Consider the following 25,014-nt stretch of genomic DNA (forward strand, 5'->3'; position numbering starts at 1 on the left):
CACCCCGGGCACCCGCCGACCGGCGGGCGGGACCGGGGGACGGGGGCGGACGGGCTCAGCGCCGCGCCGCGGCGATCACGATGAGCAGGGACACGAGCCGCGTCGGCGGTACCTGGTACCGTCCGCGGCTCGTCGTCTCCAGCCATCCGGCGGCGACGAGCTGCCGCAGATGGTGGTAGACCTGTCCGGTGGTGCCGACCCCGTCCAGCTTGGTCAGCTCGGAGACCGAGGTCCGCCCCTCCAGCAGCGCCTGAATCAGCCGCAGCCGCACCGGCTGCCCCAGCGCCCCCAGGGTGTCGGCCAGTTCGGTCCAGTCGGACGTCAGCAGCGACTCCGTGGTGGCGGACCGCTCCCACTCCACCTGTTCACCGCCGGAGCCCCCGACGGACCCGGCGAACAGCACCCCGCCGTGCGCCGCCTCCTGCAGTCTGCCCCGCAGCTGGGGGAGCGCCCAGTAGGCGTCGGCGGACTCCTCCTCGACCACGGCCCCGTCCGCTCCCGCGACGCCCCCGGCCCGTCCCTCCAGCCGTTCCTCCAGCCGGGCGACCCGGCGCGTCAGCTCGGCGACCCGGTCGGCCAACGCGTCCTCCGACGTCGACGACGGCGCATGCTCGCTCATTCCCCCAGGGTATCGCCGCGCGCCCCGCTCCTCCCCCTGGTGGACACCGGTCGGCGGCCCCACCGGTGGAGGGACCCGGTCCTCCGGCGGTCCACGGGCCCGCGCGGGCGTCCGCCTCCCCCTGGACAGCGGGTCACTGACTCCCCCTGGACGGCGGGTGCCCGGCTCTTCCCGGACGGCGGGTGCCCGGCGCGCCGCCGTCCGGCTCCCCGCCCTGGACGCTGCCGGTGACGGAGTCCCGCTGCTACGTTCGTCGGCGGGCGTCGAGGCGGACGCCACCACGGGAACGATCCAGCGGACCCGGCCGGAACCGGGGGGCCCGGCGCTCCCGGGCGTCCAAGTGTCCGAACCCGACACTTGGACGGGGCCGGGAAGCCGACGGAGCCACGGGAAGCCGACGGGGCCGTCGGGGTCACCGGGGCCGTCCGGTCCGCGCGGGGAATTCCCGGTAATTCACCGGACGGGTTACCGGACCGTTCAGCGGTCCGTTCCCAGACGGGTTCTCCAAGGGGCGTTCACGGTTTACCGGCAGACGTTCGCGCGCGCCGCCGCCCTATTCCCCGGACCCGCCCGACCGTCCTTTACCGACCCTGCAATTCCCCGGTGTGCCGAGCCCGTTCGTCCAGCCTTGTGCACCCGGAAACCCGCGACTACTTTGAGCGGGTCCAGGCAATCCCGATATGGATGGGGAGTGGTCATGGCAAACCCGTTCGACAACGAGGACGGCTCCTTTTTCGTGCTGGTGAACCACGAGAACCAGCACTCGCTCTGGCCCGCGTTCGCCGTCGTCCCGGACGGCTGGCGCGTGGTCTTCGGCGAGAGTTCCCGCAAGGCGTGCATCGACTACGTCGAGGAGAACTGGACGGACCTGCGTCCCCAGAGCCTCATCGACGACATGGCCAAGGACGCCGCCAACCGGGCCGCCGCCGACGACGGCACCGTGAACCAGCAGGACGTCGAATCCGCCCAAGCCGCCCGATGATGGCGAGGAACAAGAGGAGACCCTTGTGGCCATGATCGGCGGCTCCGGGCCGGTGACGTTCGGCGGGGTGGGACCGGATCCGTCCGGGAACAAACACGGCGTCAAATCCGGCACGGCCAAACGCATCCTGCCCTACACCCGGCCGTACCGCTTCAGCATCGGGCTGCTCCTGGGCATCACGACCCTGAACGCCGGCATCATCGTGGCACCGCCCGTCATGTTCAAGTACCTGATCGACGACGGCATCGCCAAGGGCGACCTGTCCGTCGTGGTCTGGCTCTCCAGCGCCATCGGCCTGCTCGCGGTGGCCGGACTGGTCGTGGGCTGGGCGGAGACCTGGTACTCGGCCCGGGTCAGCGAGGGCCTCATCTACGGGCTGCGCACCGAGGTCTTCGACCACGTGCAGCGCCAGCCGCTGGCCTTCTTCACCAGAGCCCAGACCGGTGCCCTGGTCAGCAGGCTCAACACCGACGTGGTGGGCGCCCAACGCGCCCTGACCACCCTGCTGTCCACCGTCGTCTCCGCCGGACTGACCCTGGTGTTCGTCCTGGTGACGATGTTCCTGCTGTCCTGGCAGATCACCCTGATCGGCCTGGTGATCGTCCCGCTGTTCGTCCTCCCCGGAAAGATCATCGGGCGTAAGCTCCAGGTCCTCATGCGGTCCCACATGCAGGTCAACGCCGAGATGGGCTCGTTGATGAACGAGCGCTTCAACGTGACCGGCGCCCTGCTGGCCAAGCTCTACGGCCGCCCCGACACCGAGGTCGGCCTCTACGCCGACCAGGCCGGACGCGCCCGTGACCTCGGCATCCAGACCGCCGTCCAGGGGAAGATGCTCTTCCTGACGATGATGCTGCTGGGCTCGCTCGCCACCGCCGCCGTCTACGGCTTCGGCGGCGCGCTCGTCATCGAGGGGTCGTTCTACATCGGCACCCTGGTCGCGCTGGCGACCCTGCTCACCCGGCTGATGACCCCGATCACCCAGCTCTCCAACGCCCAGGCCGACGTGATGACCGCACTGGTCAGCTTCGACCGGCTGTTCGAGGTGCTCGACCTCAAGCCGCTGATCTCGGAGAAGCCCGGCGCCAAGGCCCTGCCCGCCTTCGGCGCCGGCACCACCCGCGCCCCGGACATCGAGTTCGACAACGTGTCCTTCCGCTACCCGAAGGCCCGGGAGGTCTCCCTCGCGTCCCTGGAATCGATCGCGCTGCCCTCCGTGGAACGCACCGACGACTCCTGGACGCTGCGCGGCCTCAGCTTCACCGTCCCGGCCGGGAAGCTCACCGCCCTGGTCGGCCCCTCCGGCGCCGGAAAGACCACCATCACCCACCTGGTGCCCCGCCTCTACGACCCGGTCGAGGGAACCGTCCGCATCGGCGGCCAGGACCTGCGGGACCTCACCCTGGAGTCCCTGCACCACACCGTCGGCATGGTCACCCAGGACGCCCATCTGTTCCACATGACCATCCGGCAGAACCTGATGTACGCGCGCCCCGACGCCACCGAGCCGATGCTCGTCGAAGCGTGCAAGGCCGCCCAGATCTGGGACCTCATCAAGGCGCTGCCCGACGGCTTCGACACCGTCGTCGGCGACCGCGGCTACCGGCTCTCCGGCGGCGAGAAGCAACGTCTGGCGATGGCCCGGCTGCTGCTCAAGGCCCCGCCGGTGGTCGTCCTCGACGAGGCCACCGCCCACCTCGACTCGGAGTCCGAGGCCGCCCTCCAGCGCGCCCTGAAGACCGCGCTCATCGGCCGGACCTCGCTGGTCATCGCCCACCGGCTCTCCACGATCCGCGACGCCGACCAGATCCTCGTCATCGACAAGGGACGGGTCCAGGAACGCGGCAACCACGAGGAACTGCTCGACCTCGGCGGGCTCTACGCGGAGCTGTACCGCACCCAGTTCGCCGGGAACGGGCGCGGCACCGGGCCGGTCAAGCCCGCCCCGCAGCGGACGGTGGGACCCCAGACGTTCGGCGGCGGCCCCGGCGCGGACCCCCTCCCGCCGCTGCCGCCCCCGGGCTCCGGACCCGCCCCGATGATCCTCGGCGGGCCGCCCCCCGGGGCGCGGTGAACCGACCGGGAACCCACCGGGAACCCACAGGTGTCCGGAACGCCCCCGCGGCGTTCCGGACACCGCGCCGTCCGGCCGGTGCGTCCAGCGCCGGTGGCCGGTGTGCCCCGCGCCCGTCCGGGCCGGTACGCCCGACGCCGTACGCGCGGCCCCCGCACCCGCCGGGGACATCCGAAACGGCCCCCGTCCACAGGAGCCGGGAGTACCCTGAGCCCGCACGGGCCGACCAGACAACACGATGAGCGGACGCTGTGACCGGGGCGTGACCGTGGTCCGGGCAGGCTGCCGACATGAACAGCCTGTGCCGCCCGGTGCCCCGCCCATGAGGCGCCGCGCCGGGGGTGAAGAGTTGAGGGTCCTCGTCGTCGAAGACCACGCCGAACTGGCGAACTCGGTGGCGCGCGTACTGCGCCGGGAGGGCATGGCCGTCGACGTCTCGTACGACGGGGCGGACGCCATCGAACGCGCGACCGTCGTCGACTACGACGTCGTCGTCCTCGACCGGGACCTCCCCGAGGTCCACGGCGACGAGGTCTGCGGCGTCCTCGTGGAACAGGAGCACCGCGCCCGGGTCCTGATGCTCACGGCGTCCGGCACCATCGCCGACCGCGTCGAGGGCCTCACCCGGGGCGCCGACGACTACCTCCCCAAACCCTTCGCCTACGCCGAGCTCGTCGCCCGCATCCGGGCCGTCGCCCGCCGCCCCGACCAGGCCATCCCGCCCGTCCTCGTCCACGGCGACCTGCGGCTGGACCCGGCCCGCCGGGTCGCCACCCGGGCCGGCGTCCCCCTGCGGCTCACCCCCAAGGAGTTCGCCGTCCTGGAGTGCCTGCTGGCCGCCCAGGGCCGTCCCGTCACCGCCGAGGAACTCCTCGAACGCGTCTGGGACGAGGCCGCCGACCCCTTCACCAACACCGTGAAGACGACGGTCAACCGCCTGCGCCCCAAGCTCGGGTCGCCGCCCCTCATCGAGACCGTCCCCCGCGGCGGCTACCGGATCTGAGAGCCGATGCACCTGCCCCGTCTGTTACGCCTGCCCCTGCTGCGCCGGATCGTGCCCACCGGGGTCCCCGCGCGCCTGCTGCCCCGCCGCGTCCGGATGCGCCTCACGGTCCTGTTCGGCGCGCTGTTCGTCTCCTCCGGGGCCGCCCTGCTCGCGATCACCTATCTGCTGGTCGACAGGCGCAAGAGCGACATCAAGATCTACAACCAGGGGCTCGGCCCCCTCCCCGCCCTCCCGCCCTCCGGCTCCCGGCCGGGACCCGGCGGAAGCGGCACCCGGCTGACCAACCCGCCCGCTTGGGCCACCGAACAGGCCAAGAAGCTGCAGGAAAGCGCTCAGAGCCTGCAGGAGAGCGCCGCACTCCGGCGTGATCAGGAGATGGAAATCCTCCTGGTGCAGTCCCTGATCGCCCTGGCGATCATGGCGGTGATCTCCATCGTGCTCAGCTGGCTCGTCGCCGGACGGATCGTGCGTCCGCTGCGCACCATGACCTCCACGATCCAGCAGATCTCCGCCCGCAACGTCCACGAACGCCTCGACGCCAAGGGCCCCTCCGACGAGCTCAAGGACCTCGCCGACACCGTCGACGGACTCCTCGGCCGGCTCCAGACCGCCCTGGAGTCCCACAAACGGTTCGTCGCCAACGCCGCCCACGAGTTACGCACCCCCCTCACCCTGGAACACGCGCTGCTCGAAGAGACCCTGATGGACGACGAGGCCACCGCCGAGACGTTCCGCGACACCTTCGACCGGCTCCTGGTCATCAGCCAGCAACAGGCCCAGCTGCTGGAGTCCCTGCTCACCCTCTCCAGCAGCGAACGGGGCGTCGAACACCCCGAGCCCCTGGAACTCGACGACCTGGCCGAGGAGACCCTGTTCGCCTTCGACGCCCGGCTGCGCGCCCGCGGCCTCCAGTGGAAGTCCGACATCCGGCCCGCCGCCATCTCCGGCGACCCCGCCCTCATCCGACGGCTCGTCGCCAACCTCGTCGACAACGCGATCGACTACAACGTGCCCCTGGGCAAGGTGGAGATCGCCACCGGCACCACCCCGTCCGGCCGCCCCTTCGTCCGGGTCGCCAACACCGGCAACGACATCCCGCCCGAGCAGGTCGACCGGCTCCTCGAACCCTTCCAACGGCTCGCCCGCACCCCCAACGACGGTCACCACGGCCTCGGACTCTCCATCGTCCGCGCCATCGTCGCCGCCCACGGCGCCCAGCTCATCGCCCGCGCCCGCCCCGGCGGCGGCCTCACCATGGAGGCCGTCTTCACCCCCCGCCCGTTCGGTCCCGCGCCTCTCGACCCCCCGCGCCCCACGGCCCGCAGGGCGGTCGCCCGGCTCTGACCCGGCCACCACGCCCGCCGGTCACGGACGGACCGCCGCGCCACCGGCCACCGCACCAGCGCCCGGCTCCCACCCCGAGGGAGCCGGGCGCTTTCCGTCGCCCCCGCGCTCGGGCCCCGCGCCCCCGCGCGCCCTTCCGCCCCCGCGCCGGACGGCACCTCCACCGCCGTCACCCGTGGAAGCGGTGCGCACCGGGCACACCAACGGCACGGACGGGGCGTCCAACCAAGGAAAACCATCAGTTGGACGCCGCCCCGACCGCCCCGGAACGTCCACACTGTCGCCAGACAATTCTCCGTGAGAGCATGAACGCGGGCTGGATCATGCCCGTTATCGAGGCCCATCCAGCACATATCCGCGACGGACACATCGCACCCTGTTCGGTATTCCAGGCCCGGGGGAATGATGAACGGTCAGGCTGATTACGAACTGCCCCTCTTCGATTCCCAAGAGGGAATTCTGCTGGCGCAGCGCATGGAAGAATCGCGTCGTCTCTACAACGTCGGTCAGTACGTCGAGATCGCCGGTGCCGTCGACCCCGCGCTCTTCGCCCGCGCCCTGCGGCAGGCCGTCGCGGAAGCGGAGATCCTGCGGGTGACGCTCGTGGCCGACGGCGACCGGGTGACCCAGCGGTTCGCCCCCCGCGCCACCGACCCGGCCCCCGCTCCCTCCGGCGACCCCCGGGAGTCCGACGGGGCGCTCACCGTCGTGGACCTCAGCGCCGAGGCCGACCCCCGGGAAGCCGCCGAAGCCTGGATGCGCCGCGAACTCCACCAGACCGGCGACCCCACCGAGAGCACCCTGTTCTCCCACGCCCTCTTCCGGCTCGCCCCCGACCGCTACGGCTGGTTCCAGCGCTACAACCACCTCCTGATGGACGCCTACGGCTGCTCCCTCATGGGCCGCCGCGTCGCCCGGGTCTACACCGCCCTCCTCCACGGCGAGACCCCGCCGCCGCCCGGTCACGCGCCCCTGCGCGAACTGCGACGGCAGGAGTCCGCCTACCGCGCCTCCGAGCAGTACGAGACGGACCTCCGCTACTGGAGCGACCACTTCGCCGACCAGCCCGAGCCGGTGAACGTCCCCGGCCAGCGCTCCGACCGCCCCGACGAGGTGCTGCGCGAGACCGGCCACCTGCCGCCCGAGGGCGTCGAGACGCTGCGCCGCGCCGCCGCCCTCACCGGGGTGAGCTGGCCCCGTCTCGTCATCGCCGCCGTCGCCGCCTTCACCGGCCGCCTCGCCGGATCCGACGAGGCGCTGCTGAGCCTGCCCGTCTCCGTCCGCGCCACCGCCCAGGCCCGGCGCACCCCGGCCACCACCGCCAACGTGCTGCCGCTGCGTCTGCCCGTCACCGCCGACACCACCTTCGCGGACCTCGCCCGGCTCGCCGAACGCGAGGTCGACGGCCTGGTCGAGCACCAGCGCTTCCGTGGCGAGTGGCTGCGCCGCGCCGTCGGCTGGCCCGCGGGCGGCCGCTGGCAGTTCGGCCCGTACGTCAACATCATGCCGATCGGCGAGACCCTCCGCTTCGGTGAGCACCGGGCCGTCGTCCACGAGCGCTCCAGCCGCCGTGTCGAGGAGTTCGGCGTCCTGGTCAGCGGCTGGTCGGACGAGGAGGGCATGCGCGTCACCTTCGAGGCCAACTCCCTTCTCTACGACCGTCCCTGGCTCCGCTCCGCCCACGCCTCCTTCCTCCGCTTCCTGACCCGTCTGGCCGCCGACCCCTCCCTCCCCGTGGGCCGGGTGGACGTCCTCGGCGAGGCCGAGCGGACGGCCGTGGTCTCGGAGTGGAACGCGACGGACCGTGCCGTTGCCGGAGGGTCCCTGCTGGATCTGTTCGGCGGGCATGTGGAGGCGTCGCCGGGTGCGGTGGCGGTGCGTTCGGGTGTGGACGCGTTGTCGTACGCGGAGTTGGACGCGCGGTCTGATCGGGTGGCGCGTTTTCTGGTGGCGGCGGGTGTGGGTCGTGAGCGGGTGGTGGGGTTGTGCCTGCCGCGTGGTGTGGATGTGGTGGTGGGTGAGCTGGCGGTGTGGAAGGCGGGGGGCGCGTTCGTCCCGCTGGACCCGGAGTACCCGGCTGACCGCCTCCGGTACATGGTGGAGAACAGCGGCGCGACGGTCGTCCTGGCCACCGCTGAGACCCTGGACCGGGTCCCGTCGGGTACGGATGCCCGGGTGGTCCTCCTGGAGGAGGTTCCGGACGATGACTCCACTGTGCTGCCGGGCGTCACCGGCCCCGACCAGTTGGCGTACGTGATCTATACGTCGGGTTCGACGGGTCGTCCGAAGGGTGTGGCGGTCGGTCATCGGGGTGTCGTGAACCTCGTCGGTGCGATGGGTCCGGCGTTGGGTGCTGGTCCGGGTGTGGTGACGTTGCAGTTCGCGTCGTTCAGTTTCGACGCGGCCATCCTCGATGTCGCCGTGGTTCTCGGTTCCGGTGGGACGCTGGCGATCGCGACGGGTGAGGAGCGCTCGGAGACGGGTGCGTTGACGGAGATGCTGGCGGCGCGTGAGGTGTCGACGGCGAGCATCGTCCCGTCGCTCCTGGGCGCGCTGGACCCGGAGCAGGTGCCGGGCATGGGGACGTGGGTCCTCGGTGCCGAACGCCTCAGCGCGGACTTGGCGGCGCGGTGGGCGTCGCGGACGAATCTGTGGAACACGTACGGTCCGACCGAGGCGACGGTGATGGTGACGGCCGGGCGGGTGGACTCCGCGACGACGTCCGTCAGCGATGCTCCGGCGATCGGTAAGCCGCTGGCCAACTCCCGTGTCTACGTCCTGGACTCCTTCCTGCGCCCGGTTCCGCCTGGTGTGACGGGTGAGGTGTATGTGTCGGGTGTGGGTCTGGCGCGCGGGTACATAGCCCGTCCGGATCTGACGTCCGAGCGTTTCGTGGCGTCGCCGTTCGCGGATGGTGGGCGGATGTACCGGTCGGGTGACCTGGCCCGCTGGACCCCGGACGGCGAACTGGCCTTCATCGGCCGGGCGGACGCGCAGGTCAAGGTCCGTGGTTTCCGTATCGAGCTGGGTGAGATCGAGGCGGTGTTGTCCTCGCACCCCTCGGTCGGTCAGGCCGTGGTGGTGGCGCGGGGGGACGGGCCGGGGGAGAAGCGGCTGGTCGGGTATGTGGTCGCCGCTGGTGAGGCGGTGAACGTTGACACTCTGCGAACGTTCGCGGCTGGGCGGCTTCCGGAGTACATGGTGCCGTCCGTGTTCGTGACGCTGGACGCCCTGCCGCTGACGGTGAACGGGAAGGTCGACCGGGCGGCTCTGCCCGCGCCGGACGCCGCCGTGGGGGCCTCTGGCCGTGCCCCGGTGGGCGCGGTCGAGGAGCTGCTGTGCGCGCTGTTCGCGGAGGTGCTGGGGCTGGAGCGGGTCGGTGCGGACGACGGGTTCTTCGAGCTGGGCGGCGACTCGATCATGTCGATGATGCTGGTGTCCGCCGCCCGGCGGGTCGGGGCCCGGTTCACCGCCCGCCAGGTGTTCGAGCACCGCACCCCCGAGTCGCTCGCCGCCGTGGTCGTCTTCGACGAGGACACCCCGGTCGACGACGGCGAGCCGGGCACGGGCGAGGTGCCGCTCACCCCCGTGATGCGGGAACTGCTGGACCGCGTGGGCACCGGGGACCGGCTGGGCCGGGTGGTGCAGTCGGCGGCGGTGGTCACCCCGCCCGGACTGCGGTACGACGTCCTGGTCGAAGCGGTCCGGACGGTCGTCGACCACCACGACGTGCTGCGCGCCCGGCTGCTGCCGGACCCCCTGCGGCTGGAGGTCGCCGAACCCGGGACCGTGCCGGTCGAGGAGTGGGTGCGCCGGGTCGAGGCCGGATCGGCGGTAGACGGCGAAGAGTTGACGCAACATCAGATAGGCCAGGCGGTGGGACGGCTCGACCCGTTCGCGGGAACCGTCGCACAGTGGGTGTGGCTGGACGGCGGCCCCGGCGCCCCGGGACGGCTGCTGGTCACCGCGCACCACCTGGTCGTGGACGCCGTGTCCTGGCGGACGCTGCTGCCCGAACTGGCCGACGCCTACGAGGCGCTGGCCGCCGGACGCCCGGCCGCCCCGGCCCCGGTGCCCACCTCGTTCCGCCACTGGTCCCGGGCGCTCACCGCCCAGGCCGCCGGGACGGACCGGCTCGCCGAACTCCCGGCGTGGACCCGCCTCCTCGGCGCCTCCGAGCCCCTGCTCACCGAGCGGCCCGTGGACCCCGCGCGGGACCTCGTCGCCACCGTGCGGCGGGTCACCGCGGAGGTCACCGCCGAGGTCACCGCCGCGCTGCTGACCGCCGTCCCCACCGCGTTCCGCGCGGGCGTCGACGACGTCCTGCTGACCGGACTGGCCGCCGCGCTCACCGAGTGGCGCGGCGCCGCCGCCCCGGACGGCGGGTTCCTGGTGGACGTGGAGGGCCACGGCCGGGAGCCGCTCACCCCGGGCGCCGATCTGTCCCGCACCGTCGGCTGGTTCACCGCGGTCCGTCCCGTCCGGCTCGCCCCCGGGGCGTTCGACCCGGCCGAGCTGAGAGCGGGCGGCCCGGCCGCCGGACGCGCCCTGAAGCGGATCAAGGAACAACTGCGCGCGCTCCCCGGCGACGGCCTCGGCCACGGACTGCTCCGCCACCTCAACCCGGAGACCGGCCCCCGCCTCGCCGCCCTCCCCGCCCCGCAGATCGGCTTCAACTACCTGGGCCGCGCCACCACCGCCCGCACCACCGCCACCAGCACCCCGGCCCCCTGGACGCCGACCGGCGACCTCGCGCTCACCGCCGGTTCCGACGGGGCGTTCCCCGTCATGCACGCCGTCGAGGTCCTCGGCGAGGTGCGCGACCACGCCGACGGCCCCCGGCTCGTCCTCACCGTCGCCGCGCCCGCCGGACTCCTCGACCCGGCGGAGTCCCGCGCCCTCGCCGACGGCTGGGCCGCCGCGCTCGCCGGGCTCGCCGCCCATGTCACCCGCTCCGGCGGGGGCGGCCGCACCCCCTCCGACTTCCCGCTGGTGACGCTCGGCCAGGACCAGGTCGACACCCTGGAGTCCACCGTCGACGGACTGGTCGACGTCTGGCCGCTCGCCCCGCTCCAGGAGGGCCTGCTCTTCCACGCCCTCTACGACGAGGCGGCGGAGGACGTCTACGTCGAACAGATGGTCCTCGGCCTGGACGGCCCCCTCGACGCGCCACGGCTGCGGGCCTCCTGGCAGGCGCTGCTCGACCGCCACCCCGGACTCCGCGCCGGGTTCCACCAGCTCCCCGGCGAGGACCGCCGCCCCGCCGCCGAACGGACTCCAGGCGACGGGCGGACCACCGGAACGGGACAGGTCCGGACCGTGGTGGACCGCGTCCCGCTGCCCTGGCGGCAGGAGGACCTCTCCTCGCTCGACGAGGCGGACGCCTGGGCCGAGTCCGAGCGGATCGCCGTCGAGGAACGCGCCCGGCGCTTCGACCCGGCCGTCCCCCCGCTGCTCAGGGTGCTCCTGGTCAGGACCGGGCCCGACCGCCACCGCATGCTGGTGACCCTCCACCACCTCGTCCTCGACGGCTGGTCCCTGCCCGTGCTCCGCCGGGAACTGTGGGCCTGCTACGCGGCGCACGGCAGCGCCGCCGCGCTGCCCCCGGTCACCCCCGAGACCGCCTACCTCGGCTGGCTCGCGGCCCGCGACGCGGAGGCGGCGACCGCCCGCGAGGCGTGGCGCGCCGAGCTCGCCGGACTGGAGGAGCCCACCCGGGTCGCCCCCGAGGACCGACGGCCCGACGCCGTCTCCGAGACGGTGTCCGCGCAGGCCCCCGCCCGGCTGACGGAGGCCCTCGGCGCGCTGGCCCGGGGCCGGGGCGTCACCCTGAACACCGTCGTCCAGACCGCCTGGGCGCTGGTCGTCGGCCAGCTCACCGGCCGCGACGACGTGGTCTTCGGCGCCTCCGTCGCGGGCCGCCCGGCGGACCTGCCGGGCATGGAGAACATGCTCGGCCTGTTCATCAACACCGTTCCCGTCCGGGTCCGCCTCGCCCCGGAGCGCACCGTCGCCGACACCCTCGACGGCCTCCAGGCCCACCAGTCCGCGCTGCTCGACCACCAGACCCTGCGGCTCGCCGACGTCCACCGGCTCGCCGGACCGGGCGCCGAGTTCGACACCCTGCTGGCGTTCGAGAACTACCCGTCCCGGATGAACCCCGCCACGGCCGCCGCCGACGGACAGGTCCCCGAGGGCGTCACCCTCACCGAGGCCTGGATGCGCGAGTCCGTCACCTATCCGCTCGCCCTGGTGGTGGACCCCCTCGACGGACTCCGCGCCCGGCTGTCCTACTGGACGGACGTCCTCGACCGGGACACCGCCACCGACGTCCTCGACCGCTTCCTGCGGGCCCTGGAGCGCCTGGCCGCCGACCCGCACGCGCCCCTCGGCCGACTGGAACTCCTCGACCGCGCCGCCCGCCACCGGGTCACCGACGAGTGGAACGCCACCACCCGCGTCCGTCCCGGCGGCTCGGTGCCCGAACGGTTCCGCGCCCAGGCCGCGCGCACCCCCGACGCCGTCGCCGTGACCGGCGCCGACCGCACCTGGACGTACGCCGCGCTCGCCGCCGCCGCCGACCGGGTGGCGGCCGGGCTCGCCGCCCGGGGGGTGCGCCGGGGCGACCTCGTCGGGGTGGCGCTGGACCGCTCGCCGGACTACGTCGCCGTCGTCCTCGGCGTCCTCACGGCGGGCGCCGCCTACGTCCCCGTCGACCCGGACTGGCCGGAGCGGCGGCTGCGGCTGACGCTGGACGGCACGGTGCTGACCGTGCGCGGCGACGACGGCACGGACCCCGCCCCGGAGGCGTACGGAACCGCCGTCCCGGCCGCCGCGCTCCTCACCGGAACCGGGAACGGTGCTGGTGACGGTGACGGTGACGGGGACGGCGCTGGTGGTACTGGTGGTGCCACAGGTACGAGTGCGGGCACGGGTACGGGCACGGGCTTCACCGGCGTGTCCGTGACGGAACGCGACGCGGCGTACGTGATGTACACGTCCGGTTCCACCGGCGTCCCCAAGGGCGTCGTCGTCACCCACGCCGACGTGGTCGCCCTCGCCCACGACGGCCGTTTCGCCCGGGGCCACGAGCGGGTCCTCGCCCACTCCGCGCAGACCTTCGACGCCTCCACCTACGAGCTGTGGGTGCCGCTGCTGAACGGCGGCCGGACGGTCGTCGCCCCGTCCGGCGCGCTCACCCCGGCGCTGGCCCGCGAGTGGATCGAGGGGCACGGCGTCACCGCGATCTGGCTGACGGCCGCCCTCTTCCACCTCTTCGCCCAGGACGACCCGGGCTGCCTGCGCGGTCTGAGCGAGGTGTGGACCGGCGGCGACGCGGTCCGGGCCGAGGCGGTCCGCCGGGTCCGCGAGGCGTGCCCCGGGCTGGTCGTCGTCGACGGCTACGGCCCCACCGAGACCACCACCTTCGCCACCTCCCACCGCCTCGACCCGGCCGCCCCCGTCCCCGCCGCCATCCCCGTCGGCCGCCCGCTGGACAACATGCGGACCTTCGTCCTGGACTCCTCCCTGCGTCCGGTGCCGCCCGGGGTGGCCGGCGAGCTGTACATCGCGGGCGCCGGACTGGCCCGCGGCTACCTGGACCGTCCGACCCTGACGGCGGAGCGGTACGTCGCCTCCCCGTTCGCGTCCGGCGGGCGGATGTACCGCACCGGCGACCTGGTCCGCTGGACGCCGGACGGCGCGCTGGCGTTCGTCGGCCGGGCGGACGCCCAGGTCAAGGTGCGGGGCTTCCGGGTGGAACTCGGCGAGATCGAGGCCGCGTTGTCGGCGCACCCCTCGGTCGGCCAGGCCGTGGTGGTGGCCCGGGAGGACCGTCCCGGCGAGAAGCGGCTGGTCGGTTACGTGGTCGCGGACGGGTCGGCCGTGGACCCGGAAGCCGTGCGGGAGCATGTGGCCGGGACGCTGCCCGAGTACATGGTGCCGGCGGTCGTGGTCGTCCTGGACGCCCTCCCGCTGACGGTGAACGGCAAGGCGGACCGGGCCGCGCTGCCCGCCCCCGACTTCGCCGCCCAGGTCTCCGGCCGGGCGCTGACGGGCGCGGTCGAGGAACTGCTGGGCGGGCTGTTCGCCGAGGTGCTGGGTCTGGAGCGGGTCGGCGCGGACGACGGGTTCTTCGCCCTCGGCGGCGACTCGATCATGTCGATGCAGCTCGCCTCCCGGGCCCGTCGTGCCGGGCTGGTGCTGACCCCGCGTCAGGTCTTCGAGGAGAAGACCGTGGAACGCCTCGCCCTGGTCGCGGAACCGCTCGCCACCGGAGGCCCCACGGCCGTGGACGGCCCGGCCGACGTGGCCGTGGGCGAGGTGCCGTGGACCCCCGTGATGTGGGCCCTGGGCGAGCGGATCACCGGCCCCGGGTTCACCCAGTGGACGGTGGTGGGTGCCCCCGCGGATCTGGACCGGGAGGCGTTGGAGCGGGCGGTGGGTGTGGTCGTGGACGCTCACGATCTGCTGCGGGCGCGTGCGGTGGCCGGCGAGCGGAAGCTGGTCGTTCCGGAGCGGGGGTCCGTCGACGCGGCGGGTCTGGTGACCCGCGTCGAGGCCACGGATGCTGACGATGACCTGGACGTGCTGGCGGGTCGTGCGGCGCGTGAGGCGGTGGGCCGTCTTGACCCTGCCTCCGGGGTGATGCTCCAGCTGGTGTGGGTGGACGCGGGGCCGGACCGGGTGGGTCGACTGGTCCTCGTCGTCCATCACCTGGCGGTGGACGGTGTGTCGTGGCGGATCCTGCTGCCCGACCTCCAGGCCGCCTACGAGGGCACGGGCCTGGACCCGGTGGGGACGTCGTTCCGCCGCTGGTCGGGTGTGCTGGCGGAGGAGGCGGTGAGCCCGGAGCGGGTGGGCGAGCTGGACGGCTGGCTGGAGCTGCTGGGCGAGCCGGGTCCGCTGCTGGGCCGTCGTGCGCTGGACGCCGGGGTGGACGTGTCACGGACGCTGCGGCGCCGTGAGTGGACCGTTCCGGCGGCACAGGCGCTGACGCTCACGGGTCGCACTCCGTCGGCGTTCCACTGCGGGGTGCACGAGGTGCTGCTGTCGACGCTGGCGGGCGCGGTGGGGCATTGGCGCCCGGACGCGGCGAACGTCCTCGTCGACGTGGAGGGCCACGGCCGGGACGCGGTCGGTGACGCGGACCTGTCCCGGACGGTCGGCTGGTTCACCAAGATCCACCCCGCGCGGCTGGACGTCACCGGGATCGACCTCGCCGACGCGGCCGGGGGCGGCACGGCGGCCGGGGCCCTGCTGAAGGCGGTCAAGGAGCAGTCCCGCGCCGTCCCGGCGGACGGTCTCGGGTTCGGTCTGCTGCGGTACCTCAACCCGGAGACGTCGGGTGCGCTGGCGGCGGCCCCGGTGCCGCAGATCGGCTTCAACTACCTGGGCCGTTTCGCTTCGGTCACCGGTGAGGGCACGGAGGTCGGCGCCTGGGGGCTGGCGGGGGAGACGGCCGTGGCCGGTTCCTCCAACCCGGACATGCCGGTGTCGCACGTCCTGGAGGCCAGGGCGGTCGTCCGGGACACGGCGGACGGTCCCGAGCTGACGCTGACCCTGAGCTGGCCGGAGGCGGTCCTCTCCGAGGCCGACGCGGAGGAGCTGGGCGAGGGCTGGGTGCGGATGCTGGCCGGTCTCGCCGCGCACACGGACGCCCCGGGGGCGGGCGGACGCGTCCCGTCGGACTTCCCGATGGTGGAGGTGTCGCAGGAGTCGTTGGAGGAGTTGGAGCGGGTGGTGCCGGACTTGGTTGATGTCTGGCCGTTGTCTCCGTTGCAGGAGGGTTTGTTGTTTCATGCGGAGTTTGATGGTGGTGGGGTGGATGTGTATGAGGGGCAGCGGTCGTTGGTGGTGGAGGGTGTGGTGGATGTGGGTCGGTTGCGTGAGGCGTGGGGGGTGGTGTTGGGGCGGCATCCGGTGTTGAGGGCGGGTTTCCATTCGGGTGCGGGTGTGTCGGGTGGTGCGGTGCAGGTGGTGTCGGGGTCGGTGGTGGTGCCGTGGGTCGACGCGGACGTCTCCGCGCTGCCGGTCGAGGAGGCCACGGCGGAGCTGGACCGGCTCTGCGCCGAGCAGCGCGCGCGGCGCTTCGACCTGACCAAGCCCCCCTTGGTGCGGGTGCTGTTGGTGAAGTTGTCCGAGCGGCGCCACCGGCTCGTCCTGACGAGTCATCACATTGTGCTGGACGGTTGGTCGTTGCCGGTGTTGGTGGGTGAGGTGACGGCGGCGTATGAGGCTGTGGGTTCGGGTCGGGTGTTGCCGTCGGTGGGTTCGTATGGTGAGTACTTGGGTTGGTTGGGTGGTCAGGACAAGGGGGCGGCGCGGGCGGCGTGGGTGGAGGAGTTGTCAGGAGTCGAGGGGGCGACTTTGGTGGCTCCGGGTGAGGTGTCGTCGGGTGTGGCGGTGGTGCCGGAGCGGGTGCGGTTCCAGTTGGAGGAGGAGCTGTCGCGTCGTCTGGGGGAGGTGGCGCGTGCTGAGGGTCTGACGGTGAACACGTTGGTGCAGGGCGCGTGGGCGTTGGTGTTGGCGCGGTTGGCGGGCCGGACGGATGTGGTGTTCGGTGCGACGGTCGCGGGTCGCCCTGCGGATCTGCCGGGTGTGGAGTCGATGATCGGGTTGTTCATCAATACGTTGCCGGTGCGGGTGCGTGTTGAGGGTGGGGTGTCGGTGCGTGAGTTGTTGGTGGATTTGCAGGGGCGGCAGTCGGGGTTGATGTCGCATCAGCATGTGGGGTTGCAGGAGATCAATCAGTGGGTGGGTGCGGGGGCCGGGTTCGACACCCTCGTCGTCTACGAGAACTACCCGAGGACGACGGAGGAGCCCTCGGACGCCCCCGACGCGATCACCATGCGGTCCGCGGGCATCCCCCTCGACGCCGGCCACTACCCGCTGAGCCTCGTGGTGGACCCGGGGCGCGGGCGCTTCCACGCCGAGATCGTCTACCGCCCCGACCTCTTCACCCGGGCCTGGTCCGCCGAGGTACTCGCCTCGTTCGTCCATGTGCTGGGGCAGTTCGTGGGTGATGTGGGTGGGTTGGTTGGTCGGGTGGGTGTGGTGGGTGTGGGTGGTCGTGGTGTGGTGGTGGAGGGGTGGAACCGGACGGTGGTGCCGTGGGTGGCGGGGGTGTTGCCGGGGTTGTTCGGTGGGGGTGTGGGTGTGTGGGGGGATGGGGTTGCGGTGGTGGGTGGGGGGCGGTCGTTGTCGTATGGGGAGTTGGAGGATGGTGCGGGTCGGTTGGGTCGGTTGTTGGTGGGGTTGGGGGTGGGTCCGGAGTGCCGGGTGGGTGTGTTGGTGGAGCGGTCGGTGGAGTTGGTGGTGGCGTTGTTGGGTGTGTCGATGGCGGGTGGTGTTTTTGTTCCGGTGGATGTGGGTTATCCGGTGGAGCGGGTGGGGTTCGTGGTGGGGGACGCGGATCCGTTGGTGGTGGTGTGCACGTCGGGGACGCGGGGGTTGGTGCCGGAGGGGTTCTCGGGTCGGGTGGTGGTCCTGGACGATGCGGGGACCGTCGCGGAACTCGCCGCTCTGCCGGGTGGTGGACTGACGGACGGGGAGCGGTTGGGGGCGCTGTTGCCGGAGCACGGGGCGTATGTGATTTACACGTCCGGTTCCACGGGCACCCCCAAGGGCGTCCTCGTCCCCCACTCCGGACTCAGCAACCTCATCGCGGACCGCGTCCGACGGCACCGGCTCGACCCGGACAGCGCCGTCTTCCAGCTCGTCTCGCCCAGCTTCGACGTCTCCATGGCCGACATCTGGCCCGTGCTGTGCGCGGGCGGCCGACTCGTCCTGGCGCCCGGACGCCTCAACGACACCTCCGGCGACGAACTCGCCGAGCTGATGCGCGACCAGCGGGTCACCCATGTGGCGCTGACCCCCACGGTCCTCGCGCAACTGCCCGTCGACGACCTGCCCGACCTGCGGACCGTCGTCATCGGCGGCGAACCGGGGTCCGGCGAACTGCGCCGCCGCTGGGCCGAGGGCCGTGAACTCGTCAACGAGTACGGCGTCACCGAGGCCACCGTCGCCTCCACCGTGAGCCGCCCCCTCGAAGGCGCCGAGGTCCCCCCGATCGGCCGCCCCCTCGACAACACCCGGGTCTACGTACTGGACGCCTTCCTCCAGCCGGTCCAGCCCGGGGTGGCGGGCGAGCTGTACCTCGCCGGGGCGGGCGTGGCGCGCGGCTACCTGGGACGCCCCGATCTGACGGCGGGCCGCTTCGTCGCCTCCCCGTTCGCGGACGGCGAGCGGATGTACCGCACCGGGGACGTCGTCCGCTGGACCGACACCGGCGAACTCGTCTTCGTCGGCCGGGTCGACCACCAGGTCAAGGTCCGTGGGCACCGCATCGAACTCGGTGAGATCGAGACCGCCCTCACCCGGGCCCCCGGCGTCACCCAGTCCGTCGTGGTCGTCAAGGAGGAGCGGCAGGGCGCCCGTCGGCTCATCGGCTACGTCACGGGCGGCGGGACAGGGACCGCCCTGGACGGTCCGACCGTCCGGCAGCACGTGGCCGGCACGCTGCCCGAGTACATGGTCCCGGCGGTCGTGGTCGTCCTGGACGCCCTGCCCCGCACCGCCAACGGGAAGATCGACCGTGACGCGCTCCCCGACCCCGGCTTCGGCGAGGGCGCCATGGGCCGTGCCCCGGTGGGCGCGGTCGAGGAGCTGCTGTGCGCGCTGTTCGCGGAGGTGCTGGGGCTGGAGCGGGTCGGCGCCGATGACGGGTTCTTCGAGCTGGGCGGCGACTCGATCATGTCGATGCAGTTGGCGTCCCGGGCCCGTCGCGCCGGGCTGGTGCTGACCCCACGTCAGGTCTTCGAGGAGAAGACCGTGGAACGCCTAGCCCATGTCATCGACCGGACCGGGGTGACCGCCACCACCGACGACACCGGGGTGGGGGAAGTTCCCTGGACCCCGGTGATGCACGCCCTCGGCGAGCGGGTGGTCCGCCCCGGCTTCGCCCAGTGGACGGTGGTGGGTGCCCCGGCGGATCTGGACCGGGAGGCGCTGACGCGGGCGGTGGGCGCGGTCGTCGACACTCACGATCTGCTGCGGGCGCGTGCGGTGACCGGTGAGCGGAAGCTGGTCGTTCCGGAGCGGGGGTCCGTCGATCCGGCGGACCTCGTCACCCGGGTCGAGGCCACGGCGGCGGACGGTGACCTGGACGCCGTCGCTGGTCGTGCGGCGCGTGAGGCGGTGGGCCGTCTCGACCCTGCCTCCGGGGTGATGCTCCAGGTGGTGTGGGTGGACGCGGGTCCGGACCGAACCGGCCGACTCGCCTTGGTCGTCCATCACCTGGCCGTGGACGGTGTGTCGTGGCGGATTCTGCTGCCGGACCTCCAGGCCGCCTACGAGGGCATGGCTTTGGACCCGGTGGGGACGTCGTTCCGCCGCTGGTCGGGTGTGCTGGCGGAGGAGGCGGTGAGCCCGGGACGGGTGGGCGAACTCGACGGCTGGCTGGAACTGCTGGGCGAGTCCGGTACCCCGCTCGGCCGGGAGGCGCTGGACCCCGCGGTCGACGTCGTCGGGACGCTGCGGCGTCGTGAGTGGGTGGTTCCGGCGTCCCAGGCGCTGACGCTCACCAGCCGCACCCCGACCGCGTTCCACTGCGGGGTGCACGAGGTACTGCTGTCCACCCTGGCGGGCGCGGTGGGCCGTTGGCGCCCGGACGCGTCCAGTGTCCTCGTCGAAATCGAGGGCCACGGCCGGGAGCCGGTGGGCGAGGTGGACCTGTCCCGGACGGTCGGCTGGTTCACCAGCGTGCAGCCGGTCCGGCTCGACGTCACGGGCATCGACCTGTTCGACGCCCTCGACGGTGGCCGTGCGGCGGGCGAGGTCCTGAAGACGGTGAAGGAGCAGGCCCAACGCGTGCCGGGCGACGGTCTCGGCTACGAGCTGCTGCGGCACCTCAACCCGGATACCTCCGGGATGCTGGCGGCGGCCCCGGCGCCGCAGATCGGGTTCAACTACCTGGGCCGCTTCACGGCGGCGGCCACGGACCGGAACGGTCCGGTGGGCGCCTGGCAGATGGCCGGGGAGACCGCCGTCGGGGGCTCCGCCGACCCCGACATGCCCGCCGCCTACGTCCTGGGGGCCGGAGCGGTCATCCGGGACACGGCGGACGGTCCGGAACTGACCCTCAGCCTGAGCTGGCCGGAACGACTGCTGACCGACACCGAGGTCGAGGCGCTCGGGGCGGGCTGGGCGGCCATGCTGGCCGGTCTCGCCGCCCACACCGACGCCCCCGCCGCGGGCGGTCACACCCCCTCCGACTTCGGACTGCTGGCCCTGGGCCAGGACGAAGTGGACGAGTTCGAAGCCATCGCCGCCAACCTCGAAGGAGGGCTGTCCCAGTGAAGTCTCCCCAAGCCGCCCGTGGGTCCGCCCTGGCCGAGGTCTGGCCGCTGTCGCCGCTCCAGGAGGGGCTGCTGTTCCACGCGGGCTACGACGACCAGGGCCCCGACATCTACGGGGTGCAGTTCGTCCTCGCCCTGGACGGCCCCCTGGACCCGGCCCGGCTCCGCGCGTCCTGGCGGACGCTGCTCAAGCGCCACGCGACCTTACGGGCCAGCTTCCACCGTCGCGGCTCCGGCGAGGCGGTGCAGCTCGTCATGCGCGAGGTCGCCCTGCCCTGGAGCGAGACCGACCTCTCCGGGCTGCCCGGGGACCGGGCGGAGGCGGCGCTGCGCGACCTCGCGGACGGGGAGCGGTCACGACGGCTCGACCTCGCGGCACCGCCCCTGCTGCGACTCGCTCTGGTGCGGCTGGGCGACCGCCGCCACCGACTGGTCATGACGACCCATCACATCATCATGGACGGCTGGTCGATGCCCGTCCTGATGAGTGAACTGTCCGCCGTCTACGCGGCGGGCGGCGAGGACACCTCGGGGCTCGGCCGGGCCCACTCCTACGGGGAGTACCTGGCCTGGCTCGGCCGCCAGGACAAGGAGGCCGCGCGGGCCGCCTGGCGGGCGGAGCTGTCCGGCACGGACGAGTCGACGCTGATCGCCCCCGCCGACGCGACCCGGGTCGCGGCGCTCCCGGAGGAGGTCACGGTCGACCTCGGCCCCGGGACCAGCGCGGCGGTCGGCGAACTGGCGCGGGCGCACGGGCTGACGGTGAACACGGTGGTGCAGGGCGCGTGGGCGCTGGTGCTGGCGCGGCTGGCGGGCCGGGACGACGTGGTGTTCGGCGCCACGGTCGCGGGCCGCCCCCCGGAGCTGCCGGGTGTGGAGTCGATGATCGGCCTGTTCATCAACACCCTCCCGGTCCGCGTCCGCCTCGACGGCGCGCTGTCGGTACGGGAACTGCTGACGGACCTCCAGCGACGGCAGACCACGCTGATGTCCCACCAGCACACGGGCCTCGCGGAGATCCAGCGGCTCGCGGGCCCCGGCGCCGTCTTCGACAGCCTCGTCGTCTTCGAGAGCTACCCCCGTCTGCCCGCCCCGCCGAGGTCCCCGGACTCCCTCTCCCTCTCCATCCTCGAAGGCCACCAGTCGACCAACTACCCCCTCACCCTGGGCGTCCTCCCCGGCGACACGCTCCAGCTCCACATCACCCACCGCCTGGATCTGTTCTCGGGTGCGGAGGCGGCGGCGGTGGGCCGCCGTCTGGCCCGGGTGCTGGAACAGATGGCGGCCGATCCGTCGGCGCGGGTGGCGTCGGTCGAGGTGCTGGAGGTGGCCGAGCGGGCGGCGGTCGTCTCCGAGTGGAACGACACCGACCGCGCCGTTCCCGGGGGTTCGTTGCTGGACCTGTTCGGCGGGCATGTGAAGGCGTCGCCGGAGGCGGTGGCGGTGCGTTCCGGCACCGACGCGTTGTCGTACGCGGAGTTGGAGGCGCGGTCGGACCGGCTGGCGCGTTTTCTGGTGGCGTCGGGTGTGGGCCGTGAGCGGGTGGTGGGGTTGTGCCTGCCGCGTGGTGTGGATGTGGTGGTGGGTGAGCTGGCGGTGTGGAAGGCGGGCGGCGCGTTCGTCCCGCTGGACCCGGAGTACCCGGCTGACCGCCTCCGGTACATGGTGGAGAACAGCGGCGCGACGGTCGTCCTGGCCACCGCCGAGACCCTGGACCGTGTCCCCTCCGGCACGGACGCTCGGGTGGTCCTCCTCGAAGAGGTCCCGGACGACGACTCGACTGCACTGCCGGGCGTGACCGGCCCCGACCAGCTCGCGTACGTGATCTACACCTCCGGTTCGACGGGTCGTCCCAAGGGTGTGGCGGTCGGCCACCGGGGTGTGGTGAACCTGGTGGGTGCGATGGGTCCGGCGTTGGGTGCTGGTCCCGGTGTCGTGACGTTGCAGTTCGCCTCCTTCAGCTTCGACGCGGCCATCCTCGACGTCGCCGTCGTCCTCGGCTCCGGTGGGACTCTCGCCATCGCGACGGGTGAGGAGCGTGCCGAGGCGGGTGCCCTCGCCGGGATGCTGGCGGCCAACGAGGTGTCGACGGCGAGCATCGTCCCGTCGCTCCTAGGGGCGCTGGACCCGGAGCAGGTGCCGGGCATGGGGACATGGGTCCTCGGCGCCGAACGTCTCAGCGCGGATCTGGCGGCGCGGTGGGCGTCGCGTACGAATCTGTGGAACACGTACGGTCCGACCGAGGCGACGGTGATGGTGACGGCTGGGCGGGTGGACTCCGCTACGACGTCCGTCAGCGAGGCTCCGGCGATCGGTAAGCCGCTGGCCAACTCCCGCGTCTACGTCCTGGACTCCTTCCTGCGCCCGGTTCCGCCTGGTGTGACGGGTGAGGTATACGTATCGGGCGCCGGTCTGGCACGTGGGTACATAGCCCGCCCGGACCTCACCTCCGAGCGCTTCGTGGCGTCCCCGTTCGCGGACGGCGAGCGCATGTACCGCTCGGGCGACCTGGCCCGCTGGACCCCGGACGGCGAACTCGCCTTCATCGGCCGGGCGGACGCCCAGGTGAAGATCCGTGGTTTCCGCATCGAACTGGGCGAGATCGAGGCGGTCCTGTCCTCGCACCCCGGGGTCGGTCAGGCCGTGGTGGTGGCGAGGGAGGACGGCCCCGGCGACAAGCGGCTGGTCGGATACGTGGTCGCCGCTGACGAAGCGGTGAACGTTGACACTCTGCGAACGTTCGCGGCTGGACGGCTTCCGGAATACATGGTCCCGTCCGTGTTCGTGACGCTGGACGCCCTGCCGCTCACCGTGAACGGGAAGGTCGACCGGGCGGCTCTGCCCGCCCCGGACGCCGCCGTGGGGGCCTCTGGCCGTGCCCCGGTGGGCGCGGTCGAGGAGCTGCTGTGCGCGCTGTTCGCGGAGGTGCTGGGTCTGGAGCGGGTCGGCGCGGACGACGGGTTCTTCGAGCTGGGCGGCGACTCGATCATGTCGATGCAGCTTGCCTCCCGCGCGCGGAAGGCCGGGCTGGTGCTGACCCCGCGTCAGGTCTTCGAGGAGAAGACCGTGGAACGGCTCGCCACCGTGGTGGAGTCGCTCACCTCCCAGAACGCTCCCCGCGTGGCCGACACGGGCGTGGGCGATGTGGCGTGGACTCCGGTGATGCGTGCCATGGGCGATCGGGTCACGAGTCCTGGTTTCGCCCAGTGGACGGTGGTGGGCGCCCCCGCCGGTCTGGACCGGGAGGCGCTTACGCGGGCGGTGGGCGCGGTCGTCGACGCTCACGATCTGCTGCGGGCGCGTACGGTCGAGGGCGAGCGGAAGCTGGTCGTTCCGGAGCGTGGGTCCGTCGACCCGGCGGACCTCGTCACCCGCGTCGAGGCCACGGACGCGGACGGTGACCTGGACGCCGTCGCGGGCCGCGCGGCCCGGGAGGCGGTAGGACGTCTCGCCCCTGCCTCCGGGGTGATGCTCCAGGTGGTCTGGGTCGACGCGGGCCCGGGCAGGGTGGGCCGACTGGTCCTGGTCGCCCATCACCTGGTGGTGGACGGGGTGTCGTGGCGGATCCTGCTGCCCGACCTCCAGGCCGCGTACGAGGACGGCACCGTGGACCCGGCGGGGACGTCGTTCCGTCGCTGGACGGAGGTGCTCACCGAGCAGGCCGTCAGCCCGGAACGGTCCGGTGAACTGGACGAGTGGCTCAAGCTGTTGGGGGCCCCGGAGCCGGTGCTGGGCCGACGGGCGCTCGACCCCGCCGTCGATGTGATGGGCACGTCACGGCACAAGGAGTGGGTGGTCCCGGCCTCCCAGGCGCTGACGCTCACGAGTCGTACCCCGACCGCGTTCCACTGCGGGGTGCACGAGGTACTGCTGTCGACGCTGGCGGGTGCGGTGGGCCGTTGGCGTCCGGACGCGTCCAGTGTCCTCGTCGACATCGAGGGCCATGGCCGGGACGCGATCGGTGATGTGGACCTGTCCCGGACGGTCGGCTGGTTCACCAGCGTGCAGCCGGTGCGTCTGGACGTGACGGGCATCGACCTGGCCGAGGCCGTCGAGGGCGGCCGTGCGGCGGGCGAGGTGCTGAAGGCGGTGAAGGAGCAGGCGCAGCGGGTGCCGGGCGACGGTCTCGGCTACGAGTTGCTGCGGCACCTGAATCCCGAGACGTCGGGTGCGCTGGCGGCGGCCCCGGCGGCACAGATCGGGTTCAACTACCTGGGCCGTTTCACGGCGGCGGCCACGGACCGGAGCGGTCCGGTGGGTGCCTGGCAGATGGCGGGGGAGACCGCCGTCGGAGGTTCGGCGGACCCGGGGATGCCGGTGTCGCACGTCCTGGAGGCCGGTGCGGTGATCCGGGACACGGCGGAGGGTCCCGAGCTGACGCTGACCCTGAGCTGGCCGGACGGAGCCCTGGACACCGCCGACGCCGAAGCCCTGGGCACGGCGTGGACCGACCAGCTCGCCGGACTCGCCGCCCACACCGAGGCCCCGGCCGCGGGCGGCCACACCCCCTCCGACTTCGACCTCCTGGACCTCGCGCAGGACGAAGTGGACGAACTCGAAGCCGAACTCGACGCCGAGTTCGACGCCGACGGGTTCGACGACGACAACGACTTCTAGACCTTTCTCGACACC

General features: G+C 72.8%; 7 protein-coding genes. 6 read left to right on the plus strand and 1 reads right to left on the minus strand.

Translation table 11 applies throughout. From position 1 onward, the window contains the following. Positions 1-55 precede the first annotated feature (55 nt). Positions 56-619, minus strand: a complete 564-nt coding sequence (locus ACVWNX_RS25255; RefSeq protein WP_454410162.1) for an ArsR/SmtB family transcription factor — start codon at positions 617-619, stop codon at positions 56-58. 697 nt (positions 620-1,316) lie between these two features. Here ACVWNX_RS25255 and ACVWNX_RS25260 point away from each other — a divergent pair. The 6 genes from ACVWNX_RS25260 (at position 1,317) to ACVWNX_RS25285 (ending at position 24,999) form a co-directional block, all read left to right on the plus strand. Next, positions 1,317-1,601: an MbtH family protein gene (locus ACVWNX_RS25260; protein WP_454410163.1), complete on the plus strand. Its 285-nt coding sequence runs from the start codon at positions 1,317-1,319 to the stop codon at positions 1,599-1,601. Between the two features lie 31 nt (positions 1,602-1,632). After that, on the plus strand, positions 1,633-3,675 hold the full coding sequence (locus ACVWNX_RS25265) for an ABC transporter ATP-binding protein (protein WP_454414931.1): 2,043 nt from the start codon (positions 1,633-1,635) through the stop codon (positions 3,673-3,675). Between the two features lie 349 nt (positions 3,676-4,024). Then, the gene (locus ACVWNX_RS25270; RefSeq protein ID WP_454410164.1) at positions 4,025-4,678 is read left to right on the plus strand and encodes a response regulator transcription factor; all 654 of its coding nucleotides are present in this window, start codon (positions 4,025-4,027) and stop codon (positions 4,676-4,678) included. 6 nt (positions 4,679-4,684) lie between these two features. Continuing rightward, complete coding sequence (locus tag ACVWNX_RS25275; protein ID WP_454410165.1) at positions 4,685-6,025, plus strand: sensor histidine kinase; 1,341 nt, start codon at positions 4,685-4,687, stop codon at positions 6,023-6,025. 402 nt (positions 6,026-6,427) lie between these two features. Beyond that, a complete protein-coding gene (locus tag ACVWNX_RS25280) occupies positions 6,428-20,383 on the plus strand; it encodes an amino acid adenylation domain-containing protein (protein WP_454410167.1) in 13,956 nt (4,651 codons plus the stop codon). Beyond that, on the plus strand, positions 20,380-24,999 hold the full coding sequence (locus ACVWNX_RS25285; protein ID WP_454410169.1) for an amino acid adenylation domain-containing protein: 4,620 nt from the start codon (positions 20,380-20,382) through the stop codon (positions 24,997-24,999). The genes ACVWNX_RS25280 and ACVWNX_RS25285 overlap by 4 nt, the downstream gene beginning before the upstream one ends. Positions 25,000-25,014 lie beyond the last annotated feature (15 nt).

It is taken from the genome of Streptomyces sp. JNUCC 64 (assembly GCF_054484115.1).

Coding starts and splice junctions, on each gene's coding strand:
- ACVWNX_RS25255 (WP_454410162.1), bottom strand. CDS start 619: ATGAGCGAGCATGCGCCGTCGTCGACGTCGGAGGACGCGTTGGCCGAC.
- ACVWNX_RS25260 (WP_454410163.1), top strand. CDS start 1,317: ATGGCAAACCCGTTCGACAACGAGGACGGCTCCTTTTTCGTGCTGGTG.
- ACVWNX_RS25265 (WP_454414931.1), top strand. CDS start 1,633: ATGATCGGCGGCTCCGGGCCGGTGACGTTCGGCGGGGTGGGACCGGAT.
- ACVWNX_RS25275 (WP_454410165.1), top strand. CDS start 4,685: ATGCACCTGCCCCGTCTGTTACGCCTGCCCCTGCTGCGCCGGATCGTG.
- ACVWNX_RS25280 (WP_454410167.1), top strand. CDS start 6,428: ATGATGAACGGTCAGGCTGATTACGAACTGCCCCTCTTCGATTCCCAA.